Source organism: Streptomyces sp. NPDC051315 (assembly GCF_044455165.1).
Lineage (GTDB): Bacteria > Actinomycetota > Actinomycetes > Streptomycetales > Streptomycetaceae > Streptomyces.
This window is the reverse complement of the sequence record NZ_JBITEN010000015.1, coordinates 112,391-138,162: the sequence shown is the minus strand read 5'-3', so window position 1 is coordinate 138,162 and position 25,772 is coordinate 112,391. Positions and strand designations below refer to the sequence as shown.

Here is a 25,772-nt window from a genome sequence, read left to right as displayed (position 1 = left end):
TGACGGTGGTCCCGGGTCTCCGCGGTGCCGGACGAGCAGCCGGTCCGCGTGAGCAGTCGTTCCCCCGCCGTCCCGGGTCTCCGTGGGCGTCTCCGGCGGCCGATCGCCTTCCGCCCCGACGGAACCCGCCCGGGCCTGCCGTGTGTTCAGCCCGTCGGGTGTCTGTGCGACGGGCGGTTTCGTGACCGGTCACCTGTTCGTCGGGTTCCGGCCGGACGACGGGTTCGGCGTGGGGTCCCTGCTCCGGGCGGGTGAAGTGTTCATGGTGGGCGTCACCCCGCCGGTGTGGCACATATGTGCACGTCGTGAAGGCTTCTTCACTTCCCCTTAAGCCGGGGGCCGGGACTCCGCCACTGTTACGTGAGCCCCTCGGGGGGCGAATGAGGGGGTTATGACCAGTCAAGGGTTCCGCGGCACCGCACACCCCACACCCCAGCAGATCTTCACCGACCTCTCCTGCGCCCTCACCGGCTTCGACCGGGCCGAACTCGCGGGCACCGGCATGATCGAGACGTACTACGACACCCTGCTGCGGATCATCGGCGAGCGGGAGGCCGGGCAGCTGCTGCGGGCGGCCGCCGAGGCGCTGGAGACGGACCGGGAGAACCACGACCGGGCGGCGCTGGAGGCGGACGTGATCGACAGTCCCCGCTTCGGGCCGGTCGTCGTCAGCCTGATCAAGCTCTGGTACCTCGGCACCTGGTACCCGCCCGGCGGCGGTCACCGCGACGTCAGCGGCTCCACCGCCGACGACGTCGAGCACGTCGTGTCCGCCCGGGGCTACCGCGAGGGCCTCGTCTGGGCCGCCGCCGGCACCCACCCGATGGGCGCCAAGCCGCCCGGTTTCGGCTCGTGGGCCGAGCCCCCCTATCTGCACCCGACCCTCTGAGCCCGAGGACCCGCATGAGCACCGAGCACTTCGACCTGGTGATCGTCGGCGGCGGTGTCGCGGCGGCCACGGTCGCCAAGACGGTCGTCGAGAAGGCCGCCGCCGGGACCCCGGCCCGGCACCCCCGCATCCTGATCCTGGAGGCCGGCCGGGCCACGGCCATGAGCGCCGACAAGTACGACACCTACGTGGAGGCCTACCAGAAGGCGCTGGTCAGGACCCCCAACTCGCCCTACCCCGCGAGCGCTTCGGCGCCGCAGCCGGACGTGCGGGACATCCGCCGGCCGGTCATGGACGGCACGCGGACCACAACGCCCGCCGACCGCGGGTACTTCGTCCAGATGGGCCCGCTGCCCTTCGGCAGTGACTACGTCCGCTCGCTCGGCGGCTCCACCCTGCGCTGGCAGGGCACCTGCCTGCGGATGCTGCCCCACGACTTCCGGATGTACTCGACGTACCGGCGGGGCGTCGACTGGCCGCTGACCTACGAGGAGCTGAAGCCGTACTACGAGCGTGCCGAGTGGGACGTCATCGGCGTCGCCGCGCACGTCGCCGACCAGCACTACCCGGGATTCGCCGCGAACCCCGCGGAGTTCTTCGAGGCCGCCGACACCAAGCGGTTCCCGGACGGGACCTACCGCTTCCCCATGGAGCGCATCCCCTCCAGCTACCTCGACCAGTACCTGGCCAAGCTGACCGACGGCATGACGGTCGCCCTCAGGGGCAGGGACGACACCGTCCACGAGTTCACGGTACGGATCAGCAACACGCCCGTCGCCCGCAACTCCACCCCGGCGACACCGGCGTACGAGGTCGTCGGCGCCGTCGGTGACACCGGCCGGGGGCAGCGCTGCGAGGGCAACTCCAGCTGCGTCCCGATCTGTCCCTCGCAGGCCAGGTACAGCGCGCTCAAGACGCTGCACGAGCTGATCGTGCGCTACCCCGACCGGAAGCCGGGGCCGGGGGAGCAGGCACGGGCGCGGGTCGCCGTGCGCAGCCAGTGCGTCGTCACGCGGGTGCGGCACACCCAGAAGCCCGGCGAGACCGGCACGGTCACCGGGCTCGTCTACACGACGTACTACGACAACGGCACGCCGCCGACGGACCACACGGTGACCGCCGGCACCTACGTCCTGGCCGCCAACGCCATCGAGAACGCCACCCTGCTCCTCGCCTCGGGCGCCGCCAACAACAGCGACCAGGTCGGCCGCAACCTGATGGACCATCCGCTGCTGCTGACCTGGGGTCTGCTCCAGGAGAACGCCGGCGCCTTCCGCGGTCCGGCGTCCACCTCCAACATCCCGGCCTTCCGCGACGGCCCCTTCCGCGGGGAACGCACCGCCTTCGGCGCGGAGATCGGCAACTGGGGCTGGAACGTCCCGGAGAACGCCCCCCACGGCACCGTCCACGACCTGGTCGGGGGCGGCCGGGACGGCAGGGCGCGGCTCTACGGCAGGGAGCTGCGCCGCAGGCTCGGTGAGATCCTGCCCCGTCAGTTCCGCCTCGCCTGGGAGCTGGAACAGGACCCGCAGCCCACCAACCGGGTCCTGGTGGACGACCGTCACCGGGACGCGCTGGGCAGGCACCGCCCGGTCATCCACTACGACCTGTCCGAATACGTGCGCGCCTCCCTGCCCTGGGCGGCGGAGGCCGGCCGGCAGCTGTTCCGGCAGCTCGGCATCGCGGAGACCCAGCGGCGCCCCCTCTACGGGGCGGGCGACTACACCCACTACGACCCGAACGACGCCTCGGCCGTGGAGTACGAGGGCGTGACGTACTGGGTGCGCGGCGCGGGGCACGCCGCGGGCACCCACCGGATGGGCGACGACCCGCGGTCCTCCGTGGTCGACAGCCACCAGCACAGCCACGACCTGGACAACCTCTACATCGTGGGCGGCGGCAGCATGCCGACGCTGGGCACCTCCGACCCGACCCTCACCCTGACCGCCCTGGCCATCCGCACCGGCGACCGGATCGCCGGGGAGCTGAAGGGGGCGGGCCGGTGACCCGGCCGACCCCCCTGGGCGGGCTCACCGAGTTGAAGGCCGTCCTTCAGCTGGCCATCGGCGTGAGGCTCAGCATCATCCCCGTCCACCTCGCCGCCCTCTGGTCCATCGAGGAGGGCCGCAACACCGGGGCGGCGCGGACGATCCGCGGCGTGGTCATGGAGGAGATGCTCCACCTGACGCTCACCGCGAACGTCCTCAACGCGCTGGGGGAGACGCCGAGCCCCGCACCGGTCGCGTTCCGGGGCCACGAGCACCTGAGCCCCCTGTCGGACTACCCGGTGGACAACCCGCTGATCGCCGGCATCGGGACACTGAGGCTGCTGCCCCTCTCCCCGCAGGCCGTGGACTGCTTCGTCCGGATTCGGCACCCGCTGCACGGCGCGGCCGACGTGCGCGAGATCGAGGCCGGCGCGTGCGGCTACCGCACCGCCGGCGAGTTCCACGACGCGATCGCCACCGCCCTGGCGGACCCGGCGATCTGCCCCGACACGGTGTTCCGGCACCGCCACCAGGTGCCGGACAGTCAGTACTACGGCGGCGCGGGCCAGGTGGTCGAGGTGGGGGACCGCGCCTCCGCGCTCAGGGCCGTCCGGATGTGCTCCCCCTCCTCGTCCCCCTACGCCCGCTTCCGCGAGCTGCGGACCGGCCACCGCTTCCGCACCGGTCAGTCCGCGGACGAGGAACCCCGGGGAGACCTGCTGCCGGTCGACTACGGTGCCGTCCATCCGGCGCTGTTCGTCCCGCGCGACGGCGACCCGGCGGAGGGGCCTGAGACGGCCGCGCTGATCGAGTTCGACCTGGCGTACTCGCGGCTCGTCGACGTTCTGTACGCCGCCTTCTGCGGCGAACGGACGGCCCTGGCGACGGCCGTCCACGGCATGTACGCGCTGCGGCACCGGGCCGTGGCCCTGATGCGCACACCGCTCCCGGCGGACCCGGCGCACACCCTGTGCCCCCGCTTCTCCTACCTGCCGCCGGGCGACCGCGAGAAAGCGGCCCGGCAGGCCGGGGAGCTGAGGGAGCGCGGCAGCCGGTAGACCGGCGGATCAGCGGTCCCGCAGGCGGCGGGCGAGCTCCAGGTCGTCCGCCGGCGGCGGGTCGCCGTCCTCGATCTCCCACAGTGCGTTCTGCAGCACCCGGCCCAGCGTCCAGGCGAGGGCGCGCCCCCGGTCCAGCCCCATGACGTCGGTCATCGCGTCGAAGCGCCACCGGACGTCGCCGGGGTCGAAGCGGTTGTTCAGCGCGGGCCAGAGCTCGAAGCCGGGGTCGCCGGCGAGCGGCTTGGGGTCGATGGCCAGCCAGGGCGCGCGGTCCGCGGCGAGGACGTTCTCGTCGTGCAGGTCCCAGTGCAGCAGCCGGTCGCCGCTCTCGCCGGCGACCTCGCGCACGGCGGCCGCGCAGTCGGCGAGCAGACGGCGGTCGGCCGCTTCCGTGACGCGCTCCAGCGCCCGGGGGGTCTCCGCCAGCATCTCCCGCGCGATGTCGTCCAGGCGCCGCAGCTGCGGAGGGGCCGGGACGGACGTCAGGCGGGCCAGCAGACGGGCGATGACCAGGACAGCCTCGTGGTCGTCCGGGACGCGGGAGAGCATGCGGCCCGCGTCGAGGCGTTCGAGCAGCATGGTGCCGGTCGTCGCGTCGTGCCGCAGCAGCCGTACGGCCCGGTCACCGTCCCACACCCGCAGGGCGACCGGCTCGCCCTCGCTCTCCTCGTCCAGCAGCTGGAGCTTGAGCACGGCCCGCGTCCCGTCGGCGCCGGTGACCGGCAGGACGAGCGCGGTCACGCCGTGCATCGACGGCCCGTCGATCCGCAGCCGCCAGCGGTCCAGGAACTCCGCGGCCAGCCCCGGCAGCGCGGCGACGAACGCCCGCCCCGCCTCCCCGTTGGCCTTCGCCTGCGCCCGCGCCAGCCCGTCCGGTACGTCGATCACGCGGGGGACGATACCGACGTGCGCGGACCGGCTCCCGCGCATTTCCCGTCGTCGGCCGGCCGGAGGCGTGGAGAACCACGGAATCCGAAGGAGACAGCCGCTGTCCGGGCGCGTTACCGTCCGGCCATGAGCAGCTCGGCAAGCGATGTCGTGAACGGCGGGATCTCGTTCTGGTACGCGGACGACGGCCTCCCGGCGGTGCGGGAGCCGCTCACCGGTGACGCCTCCGCGGACGTGGTGATCGTCGGGGGCGGCTACACGGGCCTGTGGACCGCGTACTACCTGAAGAAGGCGGCGCCCTTCCTGCGGATCACCGTCCTGGAGCAGCGGTTCTGCGGTTACGGCGCCTCCGGGCGCAACGGCGGCTGGCTGTACAACGGCATCGCGGGCCGCGACCGGTACGCGAAGCTGCACGGCCGGGAGGCCGCCGTACGGCTCCAGCGGGCGATGAACGACACGGTCCACGAGGTGGTCCGGGTCGTCGGTGAGGAGGGCATCGAGGCCGACGTCCACCTGGGCGGGGTCCTCGAAGTGGCCCGTACGCCGGCGCAGTTGGCCCGGTTGAAGGAGTTCCACGCGCACGAGCTGGCGTTCGGGGAGAACGACCGCGAGCTGTACGGGGCGCGGGAGACCGCCGAGCGGATCCGGGTGGCCGGCGCGGTCGGTTCGACCTGGACCCCGCACGGGGCGCGGGTGCACCCGGTGAAGCTGGTGAAGGGGCTGGCGGCGACCGTCGAGGCGCTCGGGGTGACGATCCACGAGGCGACCCCGGTGACCGAGATCCGGCCGAAGCACGCGGTGACGCCGTACGGAACCGTGCGCGCCCCGTACGTGCTGCGCTGCACCGAGGGGTTCACGGCGGCGCTGAAGGGCCACAGGCGCACCTGGCTGCCCATGAACTCGTCGATGATCGCCACCGAGCCGCTGACCGCCGAGCAGTGGGAGACGGTGGGCTGGACGGGTCTGCAGACCCTGGGCGACCTGGCGCACGCCTACATGTACGCGCAGCGCACGGCCGACGGGCGGATCGCGCTGGGCGGGCGCGGGGTGCCGTACCGCTTCGGCTCGCGGACCGACCACGACGGGCGTACGCAGGAGGCGACCGTGGAGGCGCTGCGGGAGATCCTGGCCGGCTTCTTCCCCGCCCTCGCCGGGGTGCGGGTCGCGCACGCCTGGTCCGGGGTGCTGGGCGTGCCCCGCGACTGGTGCGCCACCGTCACCCTGGACCGGTCGACCGGCCTCGGCTGGGCGGGCGGTTACGTCGGCTCGGGCGTCGCCACCGCCAACCTCGCCGGCCGCACCCTGCGCGATCTGGTCCGGCTCGACTCCGGCCAGGACGGCCGCACCGGATTGACCGACCTGCCGTGGGTGGGGCACCGGGTGCGCAAGTGGGAGCCGGAGCCGCTGCGCTGGCTGGGCGTGCAGGGCATGTACGCGACCTACCGGGCCGCGGACCGGCGGGAGACCGAACGGCACAGCGCGGGGTCGTCGCGGCTGGCCCGGGTCGCGGACCGGGTGGCGGGCCGGCACTGAGTCAGGCGACGGGCGCGGGTACGGCGTCCTCGACCTCGGCGTCGTACCGGGTCGGCTTCGCCGTGGCCAGCAGGGCCGCGGTCAGGGCCGCGGTCAGCATGACGGCGGCGGCCCAGCCGATGGCGACCGTGTAGCCGTGCACGGTGCCCGCCGCGGTGACCTCGGCCCGGCGGGCCGGGTCGGTGAGGTGCGCGCCGACGTAGGCGGCGCCGCTGGTGGTGGCGATCGTGTTGAGCAGGGCCGTGCCGATGGAACCGCCCACCTGCTGGGAGGTGTTGACGGTGGCCGAGGTGACACCGGCGTCCTGCGGGTCGACGCCCGCGGTGGCCGTGGAGAAGACCGGCATGAAGGTCAGGCCCATGCCGAGACCCATCAGCACCAGGGCGGGCAGGATGTCGGTGGCGTACGTGCTGTGCACCGTCATCCGCGTGAGGATCAGCATGCCGGTGGCCGCGAGGAGCATGCCGGGGGCCATCAGCAGACGCGGCGGCACCCGGTGGATCAGACGGGCCGAGATCTGGGTGGAGCCGGTGAGGATCGACGCGGTCATGGGGAGGAAGGCGAGCCCCGTCCGCACGGGCGAATAGCCCAGGACGACCTGGAGGTAGTAGGTCATGAACAGGAACATCCCGAACATGCCGACGACCGCGAGGGCCATGGTCAGGAAGCAGCCCATGCGGTTGCGGTTGCGCAGGATGTGCAGGGGCAGCAGCGGCACCGGCGCCCTCTTCTGCCACCACACGAACCCCGCGAGCAGCACCGTCCCGGTCACGAGCGCGGCCGGTACCAGTGGGTGGGTCCAGCCGCGTGGCTCGGCCTCGCCGAAGCCGTAGACGATGGCGATGAGGCCGCCGCAGCCCAGCACGACGCCGGGCACGTCGAGCCGGGCCGCGGTGCGCTCGGAGCGGTCGCGCAGGAGGGTGAGGGCGCCGATAACGGCGACGATCGCGATGGGCACGTTGACGTACAGGCACCAGCGCCAGTTCAGGTACTCGGTGACCAGCCCGCCGACGACGAAGCCGATCGCCGCGCCGCTGGCGGAGAGCGTGCCGTAGAGGCCGAACGCCCTGGCGCGTTCCCTGGGATCGGTGAAGGTCGTGGTCAGCAGGCTGAGCGCGGACGGGGCCAGGACGGCGGCGAAGACGCCCTGGAGGGCGCGGGCGCCGAACAGCATGCCCGGTGCGGTGGCCGCGCCGCCGAGCGCGGAGGCGGCGGCGAAGCCGATCAGGCCGATGACGAAGGTGCGTCTGCGGCCCACCAGGTCGGCGATCCGGCCCCCCAGCAGGAGCAGCCCGCCGAAGGCCAGCGTGTAGGCGGTGATCACCCACTGGCGGTTGCCGTCCGTCATGCCCAGGTCGCGCTGCGCGGAAGGCAGCGCGATGTTCACGATCGTCGCGTCCAGGACCACCATGAGCTGGGCGAGGGCGATCGTCCACAGGCCCCACCAGCGGCGGGGGTCCGGCCCCGCCGTGGGTTCGTCTGCCCCGGAGACACTCACGCGGTCAGCAGATCACGGAACGGACCGGCCCGCATCCGGGGCGCTCACGAACCGTCACGCCGCGTCACGGCTCCAGCACCACCTTGCCGGTCGTCGCGCGGTTCTCCAGGGCGCGGTGCGCGGCGGCCGCCTCGGCCAGCGGGAAGCGCTGCACGGCGGGGGTGAGGCGGCCCGCGGCGGCCTCGGCGAGGGCACGCAGTTCGAGGGTGCGCAGCGGGTCGGGACCGCCCGCCCTCGCCATCATCACCGGGCCCAGGACCTGCTCCGAGACCCCGTCGACGAGGTGGGGCGTGCCGTCGTGCAGGCCCTTGCCCGACCAGCCGAAGACGAGGTGCCGGCCGCCGGGGCCGAGCAGGGCGGTGGTCTCGCGGGCGACGTCGCCGCCGACGCCGTCGAAGACGACGGTGGCCGGGCGGCCCCCCAGATGGGCGCGGAGCTTCTCCGGCCAGGCCGGGTCCGTGTAGTCGACGGCGAGGTCGGCGCCGTTCGCCCGCACCCGGGCGGCCTTCTCCGGACCGCCCGCCAGACCGACGACGGTGGCGCCCGCGTTCTTGGCGTACTGCACGAGCAGCGTGCCGATGCCGCCCGCGGCGGCCGGGACGAGGACCACCGAGTCGGGGCCCAGGTCGGCGAACTGCACGATCCCCATCGCCGTACGGCCCGTGCCGATCATGGCGACGGCCTGGGCGGCGTCCAGGCCCGGCGGGATCTCGTGGACGCGGGCGGCTTCGGCGACGGCCAGTTCGGCGTAGCCGCCCGGTACGAAGCCGAGGTGGACCACGACCCGCTTGCCGAGCCACGTCTCGTCGACGCCCTCGCCGAGGGAATCGACCACTCCGGCGACCTCACGGCCCGGGACGGTCGGCAGGGCGGGCAGCTCGGGCGCCGGGCCCTTGATGCCCTCGCGCAGGGCGGTGTCCAGCAGGTGCACCCCGGCCGCCGCCACGGCGACACGGAGCCGGCCGGGACCCGGGCGCGGGTCCTCGACCTCCTCGAGGGTGAGGTTCTCGGCGGGGCCGAAGGTGTGCAGACGGATGGCGCGCATGGGGTCCCCCTGTCGTACGGCCGCCTGTGCGGCTTGGCGGCGTGTGCGGCTGGTGCGGCCGCAGTCTCGTGTGGCGAGTGCGGCCTGATGTGGCGTGGCGTGTGCGGCCTCGCGGCGTGTTCGGCTCCACGGGCCGGTGCGGCCCGTGGGGCCTGTGCCGTTGTGCCGTAATGCGGTGGTGCGGTGGTGCGGACCCACTCTTTGACCTCAAGCACGCTTGAGGTCAAGGGAGTCCCGGCCGAGGGCGAGGGAGACGGCGGTCAGGGCGCTGTTGAAGGAGACCTCCGAGAGCACGCCGGGGGCCGCCACCTGGTCGCCGGCCAGGTACACGCCGTCGCCGCGGTCGACGGCCGGGCGGTCGCGCCAGCTGGTGCCGGGCAGGTCGACCGCGCCGGTACGGCCCGCCGCCACGGCCTCGCGGCGCCAGGTGACGCGCTCCCGCCAGCCGGGGAACCCCAGGTCCAGGAGGTGCTCGGCACGGGCGACGCCCTCGTGCTTCGACTCCTGCGGGGCGATCGGGATCTGCCCCTGGATCAGCTGCTCGCCGGCCGGGGCGAGGGTGCGGTCCTGGGCGGTGAACCGCTCGATCCAGCCGGGAGCGTCCAGGTCGGAGACGGCGAAGGCGTCGCCGCGGCGGCTGCGGACGGCGAGGTCGATCAGCGTCGTACGGCCGCTCGGCCAGGTCAGCGAGGCGTCCCCCAGGAGGCCGCGGGCGGCGTCGAGGGAGGTGGCGACGATGACGGGGGATCCGGTGGGGAGCGTGTCGACACGGGACAGGGTCTCCATCCGGACCCCCAGGTTCCATGCCCGGGCCGCCATCCGGTCGACGAGGGCGCCCCAGCCGCCGCGCGGGTAGTGCGCCTCGGGCGGCAGCTTGGTGGCGCGGCGCAGGCGCTCCTGCACGAAGGCGGCGGACAGGGCGCCGGGGTCGTGGTGGAAGAGGGCGACGGCGGAGTAGTGGGCGGCGGCGCGGGCGCCTTCCTCGCCGGCCAGCTCGGTCGCCCAGGTGAGGAAGTCGACGTCGACGGGCGCGCGGCGGGCGCCGGGGCGCAGCAGCTTGAGCATCGCGAACGGCGGGGTGCGGCGCAGGACGCCCCGGTGACGCAGCCGGAGACGGGCGCCCTCCAGGGGCGGAAGGGGGGCGAGCGGGCCGATCAGGTCGCGCTGCTTCAGCCAGGTCCAGTGCGGGCCGCCGTTGTAGAGGGCGTGCGGGCCTTCGTTCGTCCGGTACGGCTCCGGCGCGGTCCGGGCACGGCCGCCGAGGGTGTGGTGGGCCTCGTGCAGGGTGACCTTGGCGCCCGCCTCGGCGGCGGCGATGGCGGCGGTCAGGCCGGCGAAGCCGCCGCCGATGACGGTGAGGTGGTGCATGGGATCTCCTTCTGGTCGGGGCCGCCTGTGCCGGGTAGACCGCCGACGGCCCCCGGTTCGTGACATCGGGCGGCTTCGCGCAGGTCAGCGGGATTGTCAGTGGCGGGGTGCAGCATGGGGGCATGGCGAGGACGGGTGCGGGCGGGAGCAGGGTGAAGAGCGCGCGGCGGCCGGAGGTGCGGCTGCCGGCGCTGGAGGCGTACGCGGGCGGGGAGGTGGAGCCCGACGGGGACTACGACGGGGTGGAGTTCGCGGGGACGGACCTCACCGGGCAGGACGGCGCGGGGGCGCGTTTCATGGACTGCGCGTTGACGGGCTGCGCGCTGGACGGGACGCGGCTGCCCCACGCCCGCCTCCTCGACTCGGTCCTGACCGGCATCCGGGGCGTCGGCACGAATCTGGCCGACGCGACCCTGCGGGACGTCGAGATCGTCGACGCCCGCCTGGGCGGCACCCAGGTGCACGGCGCGGTCCTGGAGCGCGTCCTGGTGCGCGGCGGCAAGATCGACTGCCTCAACCTGCGTCAGGCCCGGCTGCGGGACGTCGTCTTCGAGGGCTGCGTCCTGGTCGAGCCCGACTTCGCAGGTGCCAGGCTGGAGCGGGTCGAGTTCGTGGACTGCGCCCTGAGATCGGCCGACTTCACCGCGGCGACCCTGACGGACGTGGACCTGCGCGGCGCGACGGAACTGGACATCGCGGGCGGCCTGGACCGACTGTCGGGCGCGGTGATCAGCGCGCCGCAACTCCTGGACCTGGCACCGGTGTTGGCGGCGGAGCTGGGGATCAGGGTGGAGGGATGAAAGGGGAGGAAGGGGAGGAAGGGCTGCGAGCCGGGGGCCGCGCGCTGTGGGATTGCGGCCTGAGGGCCTGCGATCTGGGGACCTGGGTCCTGCGAGCTGAGGGCTGGGGCCCGGTGGTGGGGGCCTGCGATCTGGGGGCCTGGGGCCTGAGAGCTGGGGGGCTGAGGCCGGTGGTGGGGGCCGGTGGCGGGGCCGGTCAGCTCACCCGGGGGAAGCGCGCCTGCAGGGTCCAGATCGCCGGGTTCTCGCCCAGGTCCTCGTGCAGGTCGACCAGGTCGGCGATCAGGTCGTGCAGGAAGTCGCGGGCCTCGCGGCGCAGTTCGGAGTGCGAGAAGGTCAGCGGAGGCTCCTCGGCCGGCATCCAGTCGGCCTCGATGTCCACCCAGCCGAAGCGGCGCTCGAAGAGCATGCGGTCGGTGGACTCGGTGAAGTCCAGCTCCGCGTACTGGGGGCGGGAGGCGCGGGAGCCCGCCGGGTCCTGGTCGAGGCGCTCCACGATGTCGCACAGCGCCCACGCGAAGTCGAGCACCGGCACCCATCCCCAGGCTGTGGACACCTCCCGGTCCGCCTTGGTGTCGGCCAGGTAGACGTCCCCGCAGAACAGGTCGTGCCGCAGCGCGTGGACGTCCGCGCGGCGGTAGTCGGTCTGCGGGGGGTCGGGGAAGCGGTTGGAGAGGGCGTAGCCGATGTCGAGCACGTAGGCGATGGTGTCACGCCGCCGCCGGACCGACGACCGGCGGACTCGGGCCTCCGCCGGGGCGACGACCTGGGGGCTCGGGCGGCGGCCGCCGGGGCGACGGCCCGCGGCTCGGACGGCCACCGGACCCACGACCTCGGGGCTCGGACGGTCGCCGAACTGACGACCGGCGGACTCGGGCCTCCGCCGGACCCGGGCCCGCCGACCCTAGGATCCCTGGCATGTCCCGGTCCGCGCGCCTTGTCCGGTCGGCCGCCGCCCTCGTGGCGCTCGCCCTCCCCGCAGCCCTCACCGCATGCGGCACGGGCGGGCCGGACGGCGCCGGCGGCGCGGGCGTCGGCGACCCGTACTTCCCGAAGGCCGGCAACGGCGGGTACGACGTCCGCCACTACGCCCTGGACCTCGCCTACGACCCGGGAACCCGCCGTCTGTCCGGCACCGCCCGCGTCACCGCCCGCGCCACCCAGGCCCTGACCGCCTTCGACCTCGATCTGCGGGGCATGGAGGTCGAGGACGTCACCGTCGACGGCGCGGCGGCCCCCTTCGGGCGCGAGGGGCAGGAGCTGACCGTCCGCCCGCGGACACGCCTCGACCGGGGCGAGACCTTCGAGGTGACCGTGCGGTACGCGGGCCGCCCGCAGACGGTCACCGACCCGGACGGCTCGCAGGAGGGCTGGCTGCCCACCGCCGACGGCGCCCTGGCCCTCGGCCAGCCGACCGGCTCCATGGCGTGGTTCCCCGGCAGCCACCACCCCTCCGACAAGGCGTCCTACGACATCACCGTCACCGTGCCGCGGGGCCTGACGGTGGTCTCCAACGGGGAGTTGAGGAGCGAACGGACCACCGGAGGGCGGACCACCTTCGCCTGGCACACCGGCGAACCCATGGCGAGCCATGTCGCCACCCTGGCCATCGGCCGCTACGACGTCACCCGGTCCACCACCGGGAGCGGCCTGCCCGTGTACGTCGCCGTCGACCCCGACCAGGGCGCCGCGAGCCGCACGGTGCTGGCCAGGATCCCCGAGGTGACGCGGTGGGCGGCGGACACCTTCGGCCCGTACCCCTTCTCCTCCACGGGAGCGATCGTCGAGCGCCCGGACGACTCCGGTTACGCCCTGGAGACCCAGAACCGCCCCGTCTTCCCCGGCGCCCCCGACACCGGGCTGCTCGTCCACGAGATCGCCCACCAGTGGTTCGGCAACTCCGTCACCCCGAGGACATGGCAGGACCTGTGGCTCAGCGAGGGCTTCGCCACCTACGCCGAGTGGCTGTGGACAGAGGACCAGGGCGGCGCCACCGCCGAGCAGACCTTCAAGGCGCTCTACAGTCACGGCGAGGACACCTACGAGGACCTCTGGTCCTTCCCGCCCGCGCGGCAGCCGGGGGCCGCGCACGTCTCCGGCGCCCCCGTCTACCAGCGCGGCGCGATGGTGATCCACAAGGTCCGTCAGACCGTCGGCGACGAGGCCTTCCACGACCTCGTCCGGGGCTGGACCGCCGCCCACCGCCACGGCACCGCCGGCACCGGTGACTTCACGGCGTACGTCGAGGAACAGGCCCCGGGAAAGGACTTCGACGCGATCTGGGAGGACTGGCTGTACGGGGAGGGGAAGCCGGACCGTCTGTGAGGAGGAGCGGGGGTTCGGCGAACCGTCCCCGGGACGGCTCGGGTTGACGTCGACCGCGTTCCAGGCCGAGGCCACCGCGTGCACGCGGGCCGCCGTTCGTCACACCCGCCCCGTCTCGGACCGATCAGGCCGCTGCCCAGGCGTCCAGCGGACGGGCGGGCCCGGGCGGCCACACCGGCTCCCGCTCCTCCGTCAGCGCCTCCCGGGGCCACCGGCGCCAGGTGAGGAGGGAGCCGGCGGCGTGCGCGGGGGTGTGGGCAGCGGCTTGCGCAGCACGGTGCACGGGCGGCCGTGCCGACGATCCCGGCGGTGGTCGACGACCTCGTATCCGAGGGCCGTCCAGAAGGCGAGGCCCCCGGGGTTGGTGTCGAGCACGGCGAGCCGTACGGCACTGCGGCCGGCCGCGCGGAAGCGGGCCTCGACGGTCTCGGCTATCCGCCGCCCGTACCCCCGCCCCTGCCGGGCCGCGTCGACCATCAGCAGCCCGATCCACGGGTCCGGGTCGGCCGGGTCGGGGTGGCGGGCGAGGGTGACGACGATCCCGACGAGCGCGCCGTCCACGCGGGCGAGCAGCACCTCCGCGTCCGGGTGGGCCACCTCCCCCGCCAGCGCTTCGGCGACCTGCTCCGGGCGGATGTCGTCCGGGTCGGGGAACTCACCGCCGGCGGCGTGGAACGCGCGCTGGGAGGCGTACAGGGCGGTGAGTTCGGCGAGGAGGGAGGCGGGGATGTCGTGGCCGGGGGTGAGGGGGAGAGGGGCGAGAAGCATGCGGCGCAGACTATGTGCCCGGGGCCCACCGCACGGCGTGACCGTCGAGGCGGCGTGAACGTCGAAGGGCCGGGAGAGTCGGACCGGCGTGATGGTCGGACCGCCGCGACCGCCGCGACCGCCGGACCGCCGAGCGCCGCAACCGCAACCGCAACCGCAACCGCTCCCGCGGTCGGCCGTTCATGCGCGGAGCCCCCGGCCGCGCGGCGGCCGGGGGCTCCGGGGAGGCGTGAGCTCGCTCAGACGTTCACGCCGAAGTCCTGCGCGATGCCCACCAGGCCCGAGGCGTAGCCCTGGCCGACCGCGCGGAACTTCCACTCCGCGCCGTTGCGGTAGAGCTCGCCGAAGACCATGGCGGTCTCCGTGGCCGCGTCCTCCGACAGGTCGTAGCGGGCGATCTCGGCGCCGCCGGCCTGGTTGATGATGCGGATGTAGGCGTTGCGGACCTGGCCGAAGTTCTGCGAGCGGTTCTCCGCGTCGTAGATGGAGACCGGGAAGACGATCTTGTCGATGTCGGCCGGGAGGGCCGCCAGGTTGACGTTGATCGCCTCGTCGTCGCCCGCACCCTCGCCGGTGCGGTTGTCGCCGGTGTGGACGATGGTGTTGTCCGGCGTCTGCTTGTTGTTGAAGAAGACGAAGTGGGCGTCCGAGAAGACCTTGCCCTGGGCGTTCACCGCGATCGCGGAGGCGTCGAGGTCGAAGTCCGTGCCGGTGGTGGTGCGGACGTCCCAGCCGAGGCCCACGGTGACGGCGGTCAGGCCCGGAGCCTCCTTGGTGAGCGAGACGTTGCCACCCTTGGACAGGCTTACAGCCATGGTTGGGAGTCCTTTCCCTAGGTGCGTAGAGGCTTCGTGCGCCACGAAGCTACAGCTACCCCTATGAACGCGGCGAAGGGTGCCCAAGGTTCCCCGTGTCTTTACTCTCTTTACCCTCGGACGGCCCCACCGGATATTGGGATGACGTGGACGGGTCAGAGGCGGGAACATGTACGGCATGTCCGGTCCCCATGTCATCCGCGGCTCCGTCTCGCTCCCCGAGGCCGAGCTCATGTGGCGTTTCTCGCGGTCGTCGGGGCCCGGCGGGCAGCACGTCAACACCAGTGACTCGCAGGTGGAGCTCCGCTTCGACCTGGCACGCACCGAGGCGCTGCCCGAGGTGTGGAAGGCACGGGCGCTGGAGCGGCTCGCCGGACGCCTCGTCGACGGCGTCGTCACCGTCCGCGCCTCCGAGCACCGCTCCCAGTGGCGCAACCGCGAGGCCGCCGCCGTACGTCTCACCGCCCTCCTCGCGGAGGCCACGGCACCCCCGCCGAAGCCCCGCAGGCCCACCCGCATCCCGCGCGGGATCAACGAGCGCCGGCTGCGGGAGAAGAAGCAGCGGTCGGAGACCAAGCGGGGGAGGACCGGGCGGGACTGGTCCTGACCGCCGCCGGCCCTCGCCCCTCCCGCGGTACGCCGCCCCGTCCCGCCTCGCGGTATGCCGTCCTGCCGAGCGGTGTGCCGCCCCGCTCTGCGGCCCGCCGCCGTCACCTCACCGGCCACCTCACCGGCCCGAGATCCGTACCTGTCGCCTCACCGGCCCCGGATCCGTCAGATCACTGACGAGGGTCACCGACCCCGGCCGCCGTACGGCAACTCGCCAGCCGGGCCCGGCGCCGGGTGCGCGGCGCCGAGGAAGCCGACACCGACCGCGCCCGGCAGCGGGCCGTCGTGGACGCCTTCCTGGCCGCCGCCCGGGAGGGAGACCTCGACGGGCTGCTGGACGTCCTCGACCCGGACGTGATGGCCCGCGGCGAGGCCTGGGTCACCGCGGGCGCGTCGGCGGTGACGGCCGGCGCGAGCGGCTACGCCCACCTCGCCCGGGTCGCCCGCGCCGCTGTGGTCGACGGCGCGACCGGCCTCGTCGTCCTCGCCGACGGGCGGGTGGAGCGGGCGCTGTCCTTCACGGTCGTACACGACCGGATCGTCGTGATCGACATCGCGACGGACCCGGACCGGCTGGCCGCGATGGACGTCGAGCTGCTCTAGTGCGGCATGGACCGACCCCGGTCCGGCTCCGTGCGGCTTCGGTTCGCCTCTGCCTCGCCTCTGTCCGGCTTCGGTCCGACTCTGTCCGGCTCTGTCCGGCTCGGGTCCGGCTCTGTCCCGGCTCCGGTCCGGTGCCGAGCCGCTCCGATCGCCGGGCCCCACGCCCCTACCCCAGTTCCAGCACCCCCACCGTCTCCCCCTCGCTCCGCTCCCCGGTGTCCCGGAAGCCCAGGCCGCGGTAGAAGCCCTCCGGGCCGTGCTCGCCGGGGTGCCAGGTGACGTACAGCTCCTTGCCGCCGCGGCGGCGGATCTCCGCGGCGACGGACTCGACGGCGAAACGGCCGTAGCCGCGGCCCTGTTCCCCCGCGGCGATGTTCAGGCGCCACAGGCCGGAGCGGACGAGGCTGCCGTCGAGGTTCCAGTCGATGTCGAAGAAGGCCATCAGGAAACCCACGGGCCGGTCGCCGTCGACGATCAGGCGCGGCCAGGCGACACCGGGATGGACGTACGCCTCGGCGAGGGACTTCACCACGGGGGAGACCGCGAATTCCTGCTCGGGACGCACGCGAATGGCGAGTGCGGTCTCGATATTTGCGGCGGTGATTTCTTCGAGCCTGAGGAAAGTGCCCGTTGCGGTTGTCGTCATGGGGGCACGGTAGAGAGCGGACCAATACCGGGCCACTGAATTCCCGTTCAGTTGCCCGGCACCCGGTTCTGTCGGTCCGTTCAGCCCAACTGCCGGTAACGGCCCTTGAAATAGACCAGCGGGCCGCCCTCGGCGCTGGGCACCCGGGCGCGCAGCACGCGGCCGATCACCAGCGTGTGGTCGCCCGCCTCCACCCGCTGTTCGGTGCGGCACTCAAGGGTGGCGAGCGCGCCGCCGACCAGGGGTGCGCCGGTGGCCTCGCCGCGCGTGTACGGGATGTCCTCGAACAGGAGGCGGTCGCTGAGGCGGCCCTTCATCGCGAAGCGGCCGGCGATGTGGCGCTGGCTCTCGGCCAGCATCGACACACCCCACAGCGGCTGCTCGTCCAGCAGGTCGTCCATGCGGGAACCCGTGCGCAGGCTGACCAGCACCAGCGGCGGTTCGAGGGAGACGGACAGGAACGCCGTGGCCGTCATGCCGGCGTACTCGCCCTCCGGTGCGCGCGGGTCGTCAGGGTCCAGCGGCGGCTCCTGCGCGGTCAGCAGGACCACACCGCCGGCGAGTCGGGACAGCGCGGCGCGGAACTCGTCGTTGCTCACCCCCTCAGCATGCCCGGAGGCGGGGGAGGTGACGGGGGCGGGGAGGGACTTCAGCACGTCTGGAGGCACGCCCGCACGCTAGTGTCCGTGCGGGCCGCCCCGCATCGGACCTCCGCCCGAGTACGGTCGTAGGTCTGCGGGCGGATTCCCGTACGCTCGGGTGTGCGCTGCCATACGCTCAGTAAACACACAGGAAAAACGCAGAAACACCACTCAATTGTTCACGTTCTCCTGTGACTTGAGTCACAAGAGCGGGGAATTGTTGACCCTGTGTACCGAGTGGGCAGCGCGCTGTGATTCAGTGGCGGAGGCGTCACTGGTTCAGACCCGAGACGGAAGAGTCACCGGTTCTGATCCGACGACGGAACAACGGCAGACACGACGAAGAGAAACGACGTCACGCCGAAGACAACCCTTGATTCGCTGCGAAGTCTCGGGGGGAGGGCGAGCATGGAGACCGAGTCGGAGCCTTACGTCCGTCTTGCGTCCCTGCGACAGCTGCACCAGGTCATGGCCGACATGAACACGGCCCGCAGCCTGGCCGACACACTGCAGACCGTCGCCGACGGCGTGGTCACCGCACTCGGCTACGAGCTGGCGTGCGTCAACCTCGTACGCCCCGACGGCGACCTGGTCGTCGCCGCCTTCTCCGGCAACCCCGCCGCCGAAGCGCTCATCACCGGCCGGGTCGGCTCCCGCGAGTCCTGGGAGCGGCGCCTGAGCATGGGCGAGAACTGGGGCGACCTGGTCTTCATACCGCACACCGAGGGCTGGATCCTCGACGACGACGACGTCCCGCAGTGGTACACCGACGGGCCCGCGCCCCGCTTCGAGGACGAGTGGCACCCCTCCGACCGCCTCTTCGCGCCGATGTACACCCCGGCCGCGCCCGGCGGCGGCTCCTGCGGCGAGCTGATCGGGGTCCTGTCCGTGGACCGGCCGCGCAACGGCCGGCGGCCCGGCGCCTGGGGCCGCGAGGCGCTCCAGATGTACGCCTTCCAGGCCGCCATCGCGATCAGCAACGCGCGTCTGCGCGCCAACATGCAGCGCGCCCTGGTCCGCCTGGAGCGCGAGCAGCAGGCCCTGCGCGCCAGCGAGGAAAGCTTCCGTCAGGCCTTCGAGTACGCCCCCTCCGGCATGGCCATCGCCGAGATGGGCGGCGACCAGCACGGCCGCATCCTGCGCACCAACGACGCCCTGTGCCGCCTGCTGGGCCGCCCCGCCTCCGCGATGCGCCGCTACTCCTTCTCCGACCTCGTCCACCCCGAGGACATAGGCACCCTGCTCCGGACCTCCGCCGAGGGCGGACGCGCCGAGCTCCGCCTCGGCCGCCGCGACGGCACCTACGTCTGGGTGTCCCTGCGCAACTCCGTGGTCGCCGACGCCGCCGACGGCCCGCGCTTCCTCCTCACCCACGTCGAGGACATCGAAGAGCGCAAGCGTCGCGAGCTCCAGCTCGCCCACCGCGCCTCCCACGACTCCCTCACCGGCCTGCCGAACTCCGCCGAGCTGCGCTCCCGCCTCTCCTCCCGGCTCTGTCAGCGCCCGCAGTCCACCCACCCGGCCGCCGTCGACGCGATGGACGCGGCCTACGGCCACCCCGCCTTCGACGCCAACGGCCACGGCTTCGACTACCGGCCCGGCGGCGGCGAGGCGTACGACGCCTACGACCACCACGTGCACACCGTCGCCCCCGAGGAGGGCGGCCGCGACGACGGCACCAAGGGGCTCGCGGTCCTCTTCTGCGACCTGGACGGCTTCAAGTCGATCAACGACCGGTTCGGGCACAACGCGGGTGACGCGGTCCTCATCGAGGTCGCCCGACGTCTCTCGCACGGCGTCCGCGACGGCGACACCGTGGCCCGGCTCGGCGGCGACGAGTTCGTGATCCTCGCCGACGGCCTCGGCCGCGCCGACGCCCAGGACCTCGCCGTCCGGCTGCGCAACGAGATCATCCAGCCGATCCGCGCCGAGGGCCGCGCCGTGCGCGTGGGCGCCAGCTTCGGCATCGGCTGGGCACACTGCGGGATGACCGCCGACGAGGTCCTGAAGTCCGCTGACGAGCGGATGTACGTCGAGAAACGATCTCGTCCCAAACAACACAGACGGGCGGGCTGATCCCGCAGGTCAGGGACTTGTTGATCGAGCGTGTGCGATCCGAGTCACCCGTTCGGGCCCTGTGGACCGGGTAGGCTCGCTCTTCTCCACACGTATTCAGACACGTACGCATCCGCCCCGCACCTGTTGAGGAGTACGAAGGGATGACGCCCGGCAACAACGGCGCGAGCACGCCCGAGGACGACGACCCGTTCGGCTACCTCTACGCCGACGGCCAGGCCAACGGAGCACAGCCGCCCTCCGGCGGCTACGGCTACCCGAACTCGGTCAGCCGCGTGCGCACCGTCGGCGAGCGCCGGTACGGACAGCAGCCGCAGCAGCCGACCGCGCAGTACGGGCAGCCGACGGCTCCGCAGCAGGGTGTGTACGGCCAGCCCAACACCCACTACGCCGCGCCCGAGACGTTCCCGGGCGGCGGCACGCCCACCGGCAACCGTCAGCAGGCGCCCGGCGGCGGCCGCGGTCGCGGCCCCAACACCAAGGGCCTGCTGATCGGCGCGGTCGCGGTGGTCGCCGCGGTCGTCGTCGGCATCGCCGTGGCGATGGCCAACGGCGACACCGACGACGGGGACACGGCCGGCGGCCAGAGCTCCACCACGCCCAGCGCCTCCGCGAGCGCCTCGCCCAGCGAGTCCGGCGGCGGCGACACGAGCGAGGAGGCCGAGCTGCCGACCATCGACGCGAAGGCCCTGCGCCTCGACGGCGGCGCCTCCCTGGCCTCGGACGTCCAGGGCGCGCAGGCCGACGGCGGGATCTACGTCGCCAACCTCAACCAGCCCGGCAGCTCCGTCACCTGGACCGTCAACGGCATCCCCAAGGACGGCACCTACACCCTCTTCGCGCACTACAGCGCGGCGGGCGAGGACCAGTCGATGACGCTGACGATCAACGGCAAGACCTTCGGGTCCAAGCTGAGCATGAAGAACTACGCGAAGGCCGCCGACGGCGACTTCGCCAAGGGCTGGACGACCACCTTCGCCTGGCCGAGCCTCACCAAGGGCACCAACACCATCAACCTCTCCTGCCAGGGCGGCGACAAGTGCAACGTCCTGCTCGACCAGCTGTGGCTGAAGAAGGGCCAGGTCAAGGACTAGCCCGCGGACCGCTCAGGCAGCGGTGACCTCCCCGGTCACCGCCACCCTCCCCACCAGTTCCTCGTACGCGGCCCGGTCGAACTCGCCGGCCGTCGGGGACAGGACCGTCGCCGCGGACAGGGCGACCGCGCGGGCCAGGGTCCGCGGCCAGGGGAGACGCTCGACCAGGCCGGACAGCAGACCGGCCGAGACCGAGTCGCCGGCGCCGGTCGGATTGCCGCGCAACCGGGCGGGCGGGGTGGCCCGCCAGCGGCCCTCCGGGGTCGCCGCCACCAGGCCCTCCGGCCCCAGGGACGCCACCACGGCGCGAGCGCCGCGCCGTCGGGCGTCCTGGGTGGCGCGCAACGGCTCGTGGGAGCCGGTCAGCTCGGCCAGTTCGTCGGCGTTCGGCTTGATCAGGTCCGGGCGGGCGGCGACCGCCCGGCGCAGCGGCTCACCGCTGGTGTCCAGCAGGACGGGTATCCCCGCGGCACGAGCGGTGCGGACCAGGCCCGCGTACGCGCCCACCGGCACCCCCGGCGGCAGGCTGCCGCACAGGGCCACCGCCTGCGCGCCGGGCAGCAGACCCTCGTACGCCTCCTGGAAGGCGGACCACTCGGCGGGTGTGATGAACGGGCCCGGTTCGTTCAACTGGGTGGTTTCGCCGGTGCGTTCGTCCACGACGGCGACCGTGCGGCGGGTGGCGCCGGCGACGGGGACCAGGGCGTCGGTCACGCCGGTGAGGCGGTCCCGGACCTGCCGGCCGGTGGCACCGCCCGCGAAGCCGGTGACCGTGACCTCGTGGCCGAGGGCGGCCAGGACGCGCGCCACGTTCAGCCCCTTGCCGCCGGGGCGTTCCGTCACGTCGGTCACCCGGTGCGAGGTGTGCGGGCGCAGCGCCGGGACGCGGTAGGTGATGTCGAGAGCGGTGTTCAGCGTGACCGTGAGGATCACCTGGGCCGACCTCCCCCGACAACCGGCGTTCGCCTTCTGTTTCCGTGTGCCCGGAATCCTGTGGTCCCGGGATGCGGACTCCCGGGTTTCCGGGTGTCCGGAGGGTCGATCATGCCAAAGAGACGGCGGTCGGCCCAGCCCTCGGGTCGGCCACCGTCTCTCTCCGGGCGGACAGATCAGGCCAGTTGGGGATCGACCACCCATTCCCCGCGCCGCATCACGCCCTTGAGGTCGTAGTTCTCGTCCAGCAGGACCAGGTCGGCGTCCTTGCCCGGCTCCAGGGAGCCCACACGGTCGTCCATCCCGAGCAGGCGGGCCGGGGTGGCGGACAGCGCCGCGACCACGTCCTCCACGGGGAGGCGGTCGATCGTCACCGCCCGCTTGAAGGCGCGGTCCAGGGTGAGGGTGGAACCGGCGATCGAGCCGCCCTCCACCAGACGCGCCACGCCCTCGCTGACCTCGACCTCGAGCGGGCCGAGCATGTAGCGGCCGTCGCCGGTGCCGGCCGCGTCCATCGCGTCCGTGATGAACGCCACCCGGCCCGGGCCCGCGTGACGGAACGCCAGTTCCAGGGCGGCCGGGTGGAGATGGACACCGTCGTTGATCAGCTCGACCGTGACCCGCTCGTCCTCCAGGAGGGCGGCGATCGGGCCGGGGGCGCGGTGGCCGAGGGCGGGCATCGCGTTGAAGAGATGGGTGGCGACCGTGGCGCCCGCCTCGATGGCCTCGACCGTCTGCTCGTAGGTGGCGTCCGTGTGACCGACGGCCGCGATCACCCCGTGCTCGGCGAGCAGCCGTACGGAGTCGAGGCCGCCGGGCAGTTCCGTGGCCAGCGTGACCATCCGCGCCTGCCCGCGCGCCGCGTCGATCAGCTTGCGCACGTCCGTCGGGTCCGGGTCGCGCAGCAGCTTCTCGGAGTGCGCGCCCTTGCGGCACGGGGAGATGAACGGGCCCTCGAAGTGGATCCCGGCGAGGTCGCCCTGCTCGGCCAGCTCGGACAGCAGCCCGGCCTGCCGGCCCAGCAGGTCCAGGTCGTCGGTGACGGTGGAGGCGACGACGGTGGTGGTGCCGTGACGGCGGTGGGTGTCGATGGCCCGGAGCACGTCGTCCATGGGGCCGGAGAAGGAGGCTCCGCCTCCGCCGTGGTTGTGGAGGTCGACGAAGCCGGGGACCAGCCAGTGGTTGCTGACGTCGATGACCTGGGCGTTCTCCGTGGCTGTGCGGGTGATGCGGGTGCCCTCGACGACCACCTGGCCGTTGTCGACGGTTCCGGTCGGGAGAACCACGTGGGCGCCGGAGAGGACGACGGGCGCCCTGCCGGTCGCGGGCTGCGGGGTGGGTGTGGCTGGTCGCGCACACGCGGCGGAGCCGCATGATGTCGCGTCCCGCGCCCCGAGGGGGGTTGCGGTCACGTGGGTTCCTCCGGCGTCGTAGGTGTGGTGTCGAGCAGGTCCCAGGCCAGGAGGCCGGCGCCGAGGCAACCGGCCGTGTCTCCGAGGGCCGCGGGGACGATCTCCGGCGGTGTCTGGAAGGTGATCCGCCGGCGGACCGCGTCCCGCAGCGGTGTGAACAAGGTTTCCCCCGCCTCGGCGAGCCCGCCACCGATGACGAGCGTGCGCGGGTCCAGCAGGGTGAGCGCGGTGACCAGGCCGTCCGCGAGCGCGTCCACCGCCCGCTGCCAGACCCGGACGGCGTTCGGGTCGCCGGACGTGACGGCACGCGCGCAGTCCGCCGCGTCCGCCGTCGGGTCGCCGCAGGCCCGCGCCCATGCCTCGCTGACCGCCGCCGCGGACGCGAACCGCTCCAGACAGCCGCGCTGCCCGCAGGGGCAGGGGGTTCCGCCGGGCCGTACGACGACATGGCCGATCTCGCCCGCGAAGCCGTGCGCGCCCGCCTCCACCCGGCCCTCGACGCCGATCGCGCCCGCTATGCCGGTGCCCAGCGCCACGAACAGGAAGCGGTCGGCGCCCCGGCCCGCGCCGACGCGGCCCTCCGCGAGGCCGCCGGTGCGCACGTCGTGGCCGAGGGCGACCGGGATGCCCAGCTTGGTCCGGAGCAGCTCGCGCAGGGGGACGTCGCGCCAGCCCAGGTTGGCCGCGTAGACGGCGACGCCGCGGGCCTCGTCGACGAGGCCGGGGACGGCGACACCGGCGGCGGCCGCGGGCTCGCCGAGATGCTCGGCGCCGTGGGCGTGCAGTTCCGCGGCGAAGTCGAGGACGCCGGCGACGACCGCGTCGGGGCCGTGCTCGCGTCCGGTGGCCCGGCGGGCCCGGTGCAGCAGGGCGCCGTCCGCCCCGACCAGAGCGGCCTTCATCCCGGTGCCGCCCACGTCGAGGGCGATGACATGTCTCACGGGGGACAGTGTGGACCGAGTACCCTCAAGAGGTCTAGTCCACTTGCCTGGATTAGACCTCAGTTCGAATAGCGGTTTAATTGGTCGGAGCAATCATCGGTCGGGCGTTCAGTGGCTTACGGCCTTCAGTGGCGTATGGCCCTCAGGGGAGCGGGAGAAACGCAGTGCAGCGGCGGGCAGTCAGGTCAGGAACCATCGCGGCGGTCTCCGCCCTGGGCATGACGGCGGTCCTCGCCGGATGCGGAGTCACCGGAGGCTCCGACGACGTCACCCTCCGGCTCGTCGCGGCCGACTACGGCGACAGCAGCGCCAACAGCTCCGAGAAGTACTGGGACGCGCTGGTCGAGGCGTACGAGAAGGAGCACCCCGGCGTCACCGTCGAGGTCACCGTCCACTCCTGGAACGACGTCGACCGCGAGGTCAAGGAGATGGTCGACGCGGGCGAGGCGCCCGACATGGCGCAGATCGGCGCGTACGCCGACTACGCCGCCGAGGACCTGCTCTACAAGGCGGGCGACGTGCTCTCCATCCCCGTCCAGGCCGACTTCGTGCCGCAGCTCGCCGACGCGGGCGAGGTGCGCGGGGTGCAGTACGGCATGCCGTTCGCCTCCTCGACGCGGCTGCTGTTCTACAACAAGACCCTCTTCGACAAGGCCGGCATCACCCCGCCCACCACCTGGGCCGAGCTCGCCGAGGACGCCGAGGCGCTCAAGGACGAGGGCGTGAAGTACCCGTACGCGCTGCCCCTCGGGCCCGAGGAGGCGCAGGCCGAGACCATGCAGTGGCTGCTCAGCGGCGGGGGCGGCTACACCGCGACCGCCACCGGCTACAGCCTCGACTCCACCGAGAACGTCGAGACCTTCTCCTGGCTGAAGAACGAGCTGGTCGGCAAGGGCCTGACCGGGCCGGTCGCGCCGGGCAAGCTCAACCGGGCCGACGCGTTCGCGGCGTTCGCCGCCGGGCAGGTCGGCATGCTCAACGGGCACCCCTCGCTGATGAAGATGGCCGAGAAGAAGGGCGTGAAGTTCGGCATGGTGCCGATGCCCGGCCTCGACGGCCCCACCAAGGTCTCCATGGGCGTCGCCGACTGGATGACCGCCTTCAAGCAGAACGGGCACGCCGAGCAGATCAAGGAGTTCCTGAACTTCGTCTACAGCGAGGAGAACGTCCTCGCCTTCTCCCGCGAGTACGACCTGCTGCCGGTCACCACCTCCGCGTCCCAGGCCATGAGCACGGCCCCGGAGGACGCGGACCTGCGGCCGTTCCTGGAGGAGCTGCCGGTGTCCGAGCTGTATCCGGTGGGGCGCACCTCCTGGGCGACGGTCAGCGCGGAGATCAAGAAGCGGATCGGCCAGGCCGTGACCGCCGACGGCAGCCCGTCCGGCGTCCTCGGCCAGCTCCAGGCCACGGCGATGACCGCGGAGAGCGGCTCCGCCGGATGAACCGTCGGGGCGCGCCTCGGGTCACCCCGCCGGTCACGCCGTGGGTTACGGTGCGGGGCATGGAGCGGCCAGAGGCGGAACTGGGGGCGAGGGAGCGGGACATCCTCGCCCTGGAGCGGCGCGGGTTCTCCGGGCCCGGGGCGAAGGAGCGGGCGATCCGCGAGGAACTGGACCTGTCCCCGGTCCGCTACTACCAGCTGCTGAACGCCCTCCTGGACGACCCCAGGGCGCTGGCCCACGACCCGGTGACGGTGAACCGGCTGCGCCGGGTGCGGGAGGCCCGCCGGTCGGAGCGCTGAGGGCCGGGCGGGGCCGGCCGGGTCCTGGCCCCGCCGCCCCTCCCCTTCCGCGCCGGCTGCCCCTCCCCTTACGTGCCCGCCGCCCCTGCCCTTCCCGT

General features: G+C 73.3%; 24 protein-coding genes. 12 read left to right on the top strand and 12 right to left on the bottom strand.

All coding sequences use genetic code 11. The annotated features are described in order from the left end of the window. The first annotated feature begins 391 nt into the window (after positions 1 to 391). The 3 genes from ACIBBD_RS26945 to ACIBBD_RS26935 are packed head-to-tail and all read left to right on the top strand — an operon-like array spanning position 392 to position 3,935. Positions 392 to 889, top strand: a complete 498-nt coding sequence (locus tag ACIBBD_RS26945) for a hypothetical protein (RefSeq protein ID WP_399422144.1) — start codon at positions 392 to 394, stop codon at positions 887 to 889. Positions 890 to 903: 14 nt separating this feature from the next. Next, complete coding sequence (locus ACIBBD_RS26940) at positions 904 to 2,895, top strand: GMC oxidoreductase (protein ID WP_399422143.1); 1,992 nt, start codon at positions 904 to 906, stop codon at positions 2,893 to 2,895. Continuing rightward, positions 2,892 to 3,935 carry a ferritin-like domain-containing protein gene (locus ACIBBD_RS26935; RefSeq protein ID WP_399422142.1) on the top strand — a complete coding sequence of 348 codons (1,044 nt, stop codon included), beginning with the start codon at positions 2,892 to 2,894 and terminating at the stop codon, positions 3,933 to 3,935. The genes ACIBBD_RS26940 and ACIBBD_RS26935 overlap by 4 nt, the downstream gene beginning before the upstream one ends. 9 nt (positions 3,936 to 3,944) lie before the next feature. Here ACIBBD_RS26935 and ACIBBD_RS26930 read toward each other — a convergent pair whose 3' ends face one another. After that, complete coding sequence (locus tag ACIBBD_RS26930; RefSeq protein WP_399422141.1) at positions 3,945 to 4,868, bottom strand: aminoglycoside phosphotransferase family protein; 924 nt, start codon at positions 4,866 to 4,868, stop codon at positions 3,945 to 3,947. 84 nt (positions 4,869 to 4,952) lie between these two features. Here ACIBBD_RS26930 and ACIBBD_RS26925 point away from each other — a divergent pair, with 84 nt between their 5' ends. Beyond that, positions 4,953 to 6,359 (top strand): NAD(P)/FAD-dependent oxidoreductase, encoded by a 1,407-nt coding sequence (locus tag ACIBBD_RS26925; protein ID WP_399422140.1) that lies wholly within the window; start codon positions 4,953 to 4,955, stop codon positions 6,357 to 6,359. A 1-nt stretch (position 6,360) separates the two neighbouring features. Here ACIBBD_RS26925 and ACIBBD_RS26920 read toward each other — a convergent pair whose 3' ends face one another. The 3 genes from ACIBBD_RS26920 to ACIBBD_RS26910 all read right to left on the bottom strand — a co-directional run bounded on the left by ACIBBD_RS26920 (position 6,361) and on the right by ACIBBD_RS26910 (position 10,270). Further along, positions 6,361 to 7,770: an MFS transporter gene (locus ACIBBD_RS26920; protein ID WP_399422243.1), complete on the bottom strand. Its 1,410-nt coding sequence runs from the start codon at positions 7,768 to 7,770 to the stop codon at positions 6,361 to 6,363. Between the two features lie 151 nt (positions 7,771 to 7,921). Next, positions 7,922 to 8,902, bottom strand: a complete 981-nt coding sequence (locus ACIBBD_RS26915; RefSeq protein ID WP_399422139.1) for a zinc-binding dehydrogenase — start codon at positions 8,900 to 8,902, stop codon at positions 7,922 to 7,924. 207 nt (positions 8,903 to 9,109) lie between these two features. Next, positions 9,110 to 10,270: an FAD-dependent oxidoreductase gene (locus tag ACIBBD_RS26910; protein ID WP_399422138.1), complete on the bottom strand. Its 1,161-nt coding sequence runs from the start codon at positions 10,268 to 10,270 to the stop codon at positions 9,110 to 9,112. Between the two features lie 122 nt (positions 10,271 to 10,392). On the opposite strand from ACIBBD_RS26910, the gene ACIBBD_RS26905 reads away from it, so the two are divergent. Then, positions 10,393 to 11,070, top strand: coding sequence for a pentapeptide repeat-containing protein (locus ACIBBD_RS26905; RefSeq protein WP_399422137.1), 678 nt, complete (start codon positions 10,393 to 10,395; stop codon positions 11,068 to 11,070). A gap of 196 nt (positions 11,071 to 11,266) precedes the next feature. Here the strand turns inward: ACIBBD_RS26905 and ACIBBD_RS26900 are convergent, their stop codons facing one another. Beyond that, entirely contained in the window at positions 11,267 to 11,767 is a 501-nt protein-coding gene (locus ACIBBD_RS26900; protein ID WP_399422242.1) for a hypothetical protein, read from the bottom strand. A gap of 221 nt (positions 11,768 to 11,988) precedes the next feature. On the opposite strand from ACIBBD_RS26900, the gene ACIBBD_RS26895 reads away from it, so the two are divergent. Continuing rightward, positions 11,989 to 13,395, top strand: coding sequence for a M1 family metallopeptidase (locus tag ACIBBD_RS26895; RefSeq protein WP_399422136.1), 1,407 nt, complete (start codon positions 11,989 to 11,991; stop codon positions 13,393 to 13,395). Positions 13,396 to 13,587: 192 nt separating this feature from the next. On the opposite strand, the gene ACIBBD_RS26890 is transcribed toward ACIBBD_RS26895, so the two are convergent. Both ACIBBD_RS26890 and ACIBBD_RS26885 read right to left on the bottom strand, forming a co-directional pair. Continuing rightward, entirely contained in the window at positions 13,588 to 14,163 is a 576-nt protein-coding gene (locus ACIBBD_RS26890) for a GNAT family N-acetyltransferase (protein ID WP_399422135.1), read from the bottom strand. A gap of 239 nt (positions 14,164 to 14,402) precedes the next feature. Further along, positions 14,403 to 14,978: a TerD family protein gene (locus ACIBBD_RS26885; RefSeq protein ID WP_399422134.1), complete on the bottom strand. Its 576-nt coding sequence runs from the start codon at positions 14,976 to 14,978 to the stop codon at positions 14,403 to 14,405. A gap of 169 nt (positions 14,979 to 15,147) precedes the next feature. On the opposite strand from ACIBBD_RS26885, the gene arfB reads away from it, so the two are divergent. Further along, positions 15,148 to 15,585: an alternative ribosome rescue aminoacyl-tRNA hydrolase ArfB gene (gene arfB / locus ACIBBD_RS26880; RefSeq protein WP_399422133.1), complete on the top strand. Its 438-nt coding sequence runs from the start codon at positions 15,148 to 15,150 to the stop codon at positions 15,583 to 15,585. Positions 15,586 to 15,821: 236 nt separating this feature from the next. Then, positions 15,822 to 16,190, top strand: a complete 369-nt coding sequence (locus tag ACIBBD_RS26875) for a hypothetical protein (protein ID WP_399422132.1) — start codon at positions 15,822 to 15,824, stop codon at positions 16,188 to 16,190. A gap of 166 nt (positions 16,191 to 16,356) precedes the next feature. On the opposite strand, the gene ACIBBD_RS26870 is transcribed toward ACIBBD_RS26875, so the two are convergent. Beyond that, positions 16,357 to 16,836, bottom strand: coding sequence for a GNAT family N-acetyltransferase (locus ACIBBD_RS26870; protein ID WP_399422131.1), 480 nt, complete (start codon positions 16,834 to 16,836; stop codon positions 16,357 to 16,359). Positions 16,837 to 16,916: 80 nt separating this feature from the next. Further along, positions 16,917 to 17,504, bottom strand: coding sequence for a flavin reductase family protein (locus ACIBBD_RS26865; protein ID WP_399422130.1), 588 nt, complete (start codon positions 17,502 to 17,504; stop codon positions 16,917 to 16,919). Between the two features lie 381 nt (positions 17,505 to 17,885). Here ACIBBD_RS26865 and cdgB point away from each other — a divergent pair, with 381 nt between their 5' ends. Next, positions 17,886 to 19,553, top strand: coding sequence for a diguanylate cyclase CdgB (gene cdgB / locus ACIBBD_RS26860; RefSeq protein ID WP_399422129.1), 1,668 nt, complete (start codon positions 17,886 to 17,888; stop codon positions 19,551 to 19,553). A 143-nt stretch (positions 19,554 to 19,696) separates the two neighbouring features. Beyond that, positions 19,697 to 20,647 (top strand): carbohydrate-binding protein, encoded by a 951-nt coding sequence (locus ACIBBD_RS26855; RefSeq protein WP_399422128.1) that lies wholly within the window; start codon positions 19,697 to 19,699, stop codon positions 20,645 to 20,647. 12 nt (positions 20,648 to 20,659) lie between these two features. On the opposite strand, the gene ACIBBD_RS26850 is transcribed toward ACIBBD_RS26855, so the two are convergent. From ACIBBD_RS26850 to ACIBBD_RS26840, 3 genes are all read right to left on the bottom strand, one after another. Further along, positions 20,660 to 21,580 (bottom strand): 1-phosphofructokinase family hexose kinase, encoded by a 921-nt coding sequence (locus ACIBBD_RS26850; RefSeq protein ID WP_399422127.1) that lies wholly within the window; start codon positions 21,578 to 21,580, stop codon positions 20,660 to 20,662. Between the two features lie 176 nt (positions 21,581 to 21,756). Next, positions 21,757 to 22,866, bottom strand: coding sequence for an N-acetylglucosamine-6-phosphate deacetylase (gene nagA, locus ACIBBD_RS26845; RefSeq protein ID WP_399422241.1), 1,110 nt, complete (start codon positions 22,864 to 22,866; stop codon positions 21,757 to 21,759). A 122-nt stretch (positions 22,867 to 22,988) separates the two neighbouring features. Then, positions 22,989 to 23,933 carry an ROK family protein gene (locus ACIBBD_RS26840; RefSeq protein ID WP_399422126.1) on the bottom strand — a complete coding sequence of 315 codons (945 nt, stop codon included), beginning with the start codon at positions 23,931 to 23,933 and terminating at the stop codon, positions 22,989 to 22,991. Positions 23,934 to 24,151: 218 nt separating this feature from the next. Between ACIBBD_RS26840 and ACIBBD_RS26835 the strand changes: the two genes are divergently transcribed. Both ACIBBD_RS26835 and ACIBBD_RS26830 read left to right on the top strand, forming a co-directional pair. Then, entirely contained in the window at positions 24,152 to 25,375 is a 1,224-nt protein-coding gene (locus ACIBBD_RS26835) for an extracellular solute-binding protein (RefSeq protein ID WP_399422240.1), read from the top strand. A 59-nt stretch (positions 25,376 to 25,434) separates the two neighbouring features. Further along, a complete protein-coding gene (locus ACIBBD_RS26830; RefSeq protein WP_399422125.1) occupies positions 25,435 to 25,674 on the top strand; it encodes a DUF3263 domain-containing protein in 240 nt (79 codons plus the stop codon). The last annotated feature ends 98 nt before the right edge of the window (positions 25,675 to 25,772 follow it).

Bases quoted from the DNA above. Each gene is read 5' to 3' on its own strand.
- ACIBBD_RS26830 (WP_399422125.1), top strand. From the start codon at position 25,435: ATGGAGCGGCCAGAGGCGGAACTGGGGGCGAGGGAGCGGGACATCCTC.
- ACIBBD_RS26910 (WP_399422138.1), bottom strand. From the start codon at position 10,270: ATGCACCACCTCACCGTCATCGGCGGCGGCTTCGCCGGCCTGACCGCC.
- ACIBBD_RS26890 (WP_399422135.1), bottom strand. From the start codon at position 14,163: ATGCTTCTCGCCCCTCTCCCCCTCACCCCCGGCCACGACATCCCCGCC.
- ACIBBD_RS26930 (WP_399422141.1), bottom strand. From the start codon at position 4,868: ATGCGCGGGAGCCGGTCCGCGCACGTCGGTATCGTCCCCCGCGTGATC.
- ACIBBD_RS26870 (WP_399422131.1), bottom strand. From the start codon at position 16,836: ATGACGACAACCGCAACGGGCACTTTCCTCAGGCTCGAAGAAATCACC.
- ACIBBD_RS26915 (WP_399422139.1), bottom strand. From the start codon at position 8,902: ATGCGCGCCATCCGTCTGCACACCTTCGGCCCCGCCGAGAACCTCACC.
- ACIBBD_RS26940 (WP_399422143.1), top strand. From the start codon at position 904: ATGAGCACCGAGCACTTCGACCTGGTGATCGTCGGCGGCGGTGTCGCG.
- ACIBBD_RS26895 (WP_399422136.1), top strand. From the start codon at position 11,989: ATGTCCCGGTCCGCGCGCCTTGTCCGGTCGGCCGCCGCCCTCGTGGCG.
- ACIBBD_RS26835 (WP_399422240.1), top strand. From the start codon at position 24,152: ATGACGGCGGTCCTCGCCGGATGCGGAGTCACCGGAGGCTCCGACGAC.
- ACIBBD_RS26920 (WP_399422243.1), bottom strand. From the start codon at position 7,770: ATGGTGGTCCTGGACGCGACGATCGTGAACATCGCGCTGCCTTCCGCG.
- ACIBBD_RS26945 (WP_399422144.1), top strand. From the start codon at position 392: ATGACCAGTCAAGGGTTCCGCGGCACCGCACACCCCACACCCCAGCAG.
- ACIBBD_RS26885 (WP_399422134.1), bottom strand. From the start codon at position 14,978: ATGGCTGTAAGCCTGTCCAAGGGTGGCAACGTCTCGCTCACCAAGGAG.
- arfB (WP_399422133.1), top strand. From the start codon at position 15,148: ATGTACGGCATGTCCGGTCCCCATGTCATCCGCGGCTCCGTCTCGCTC.
- ACIBBD_RS26925 (WP_399422140.1), top strand. From the start codon at position 4,953: ATGAGCAGCTCGGCAAGCGATGTCGTGAACGGCGGGATCTCGTTCTGG.
- ACIBBD_RS26905 (WP_399422137.1), top strand. From the start codon at position 10,393: ATGGCGAGGACGGGTGCGGGCGGGAGCAGGGTGAAGAGCGCGCGGCGG.
- cdgB (WP_399422129.1), top strand. From the start codon at position 17,886: ATGGAGACCGAGTCGGAGCCTTACGTCCGTCTTGCGTCCCTGCGACAG.
- ACIBBD_RS26855 (WP_399422128.1), top strand. From the start codon at position 19,697: ATGACGCCCGGCAACAACGGCGCGAGCACGCCCGAGGACGACGACCCG.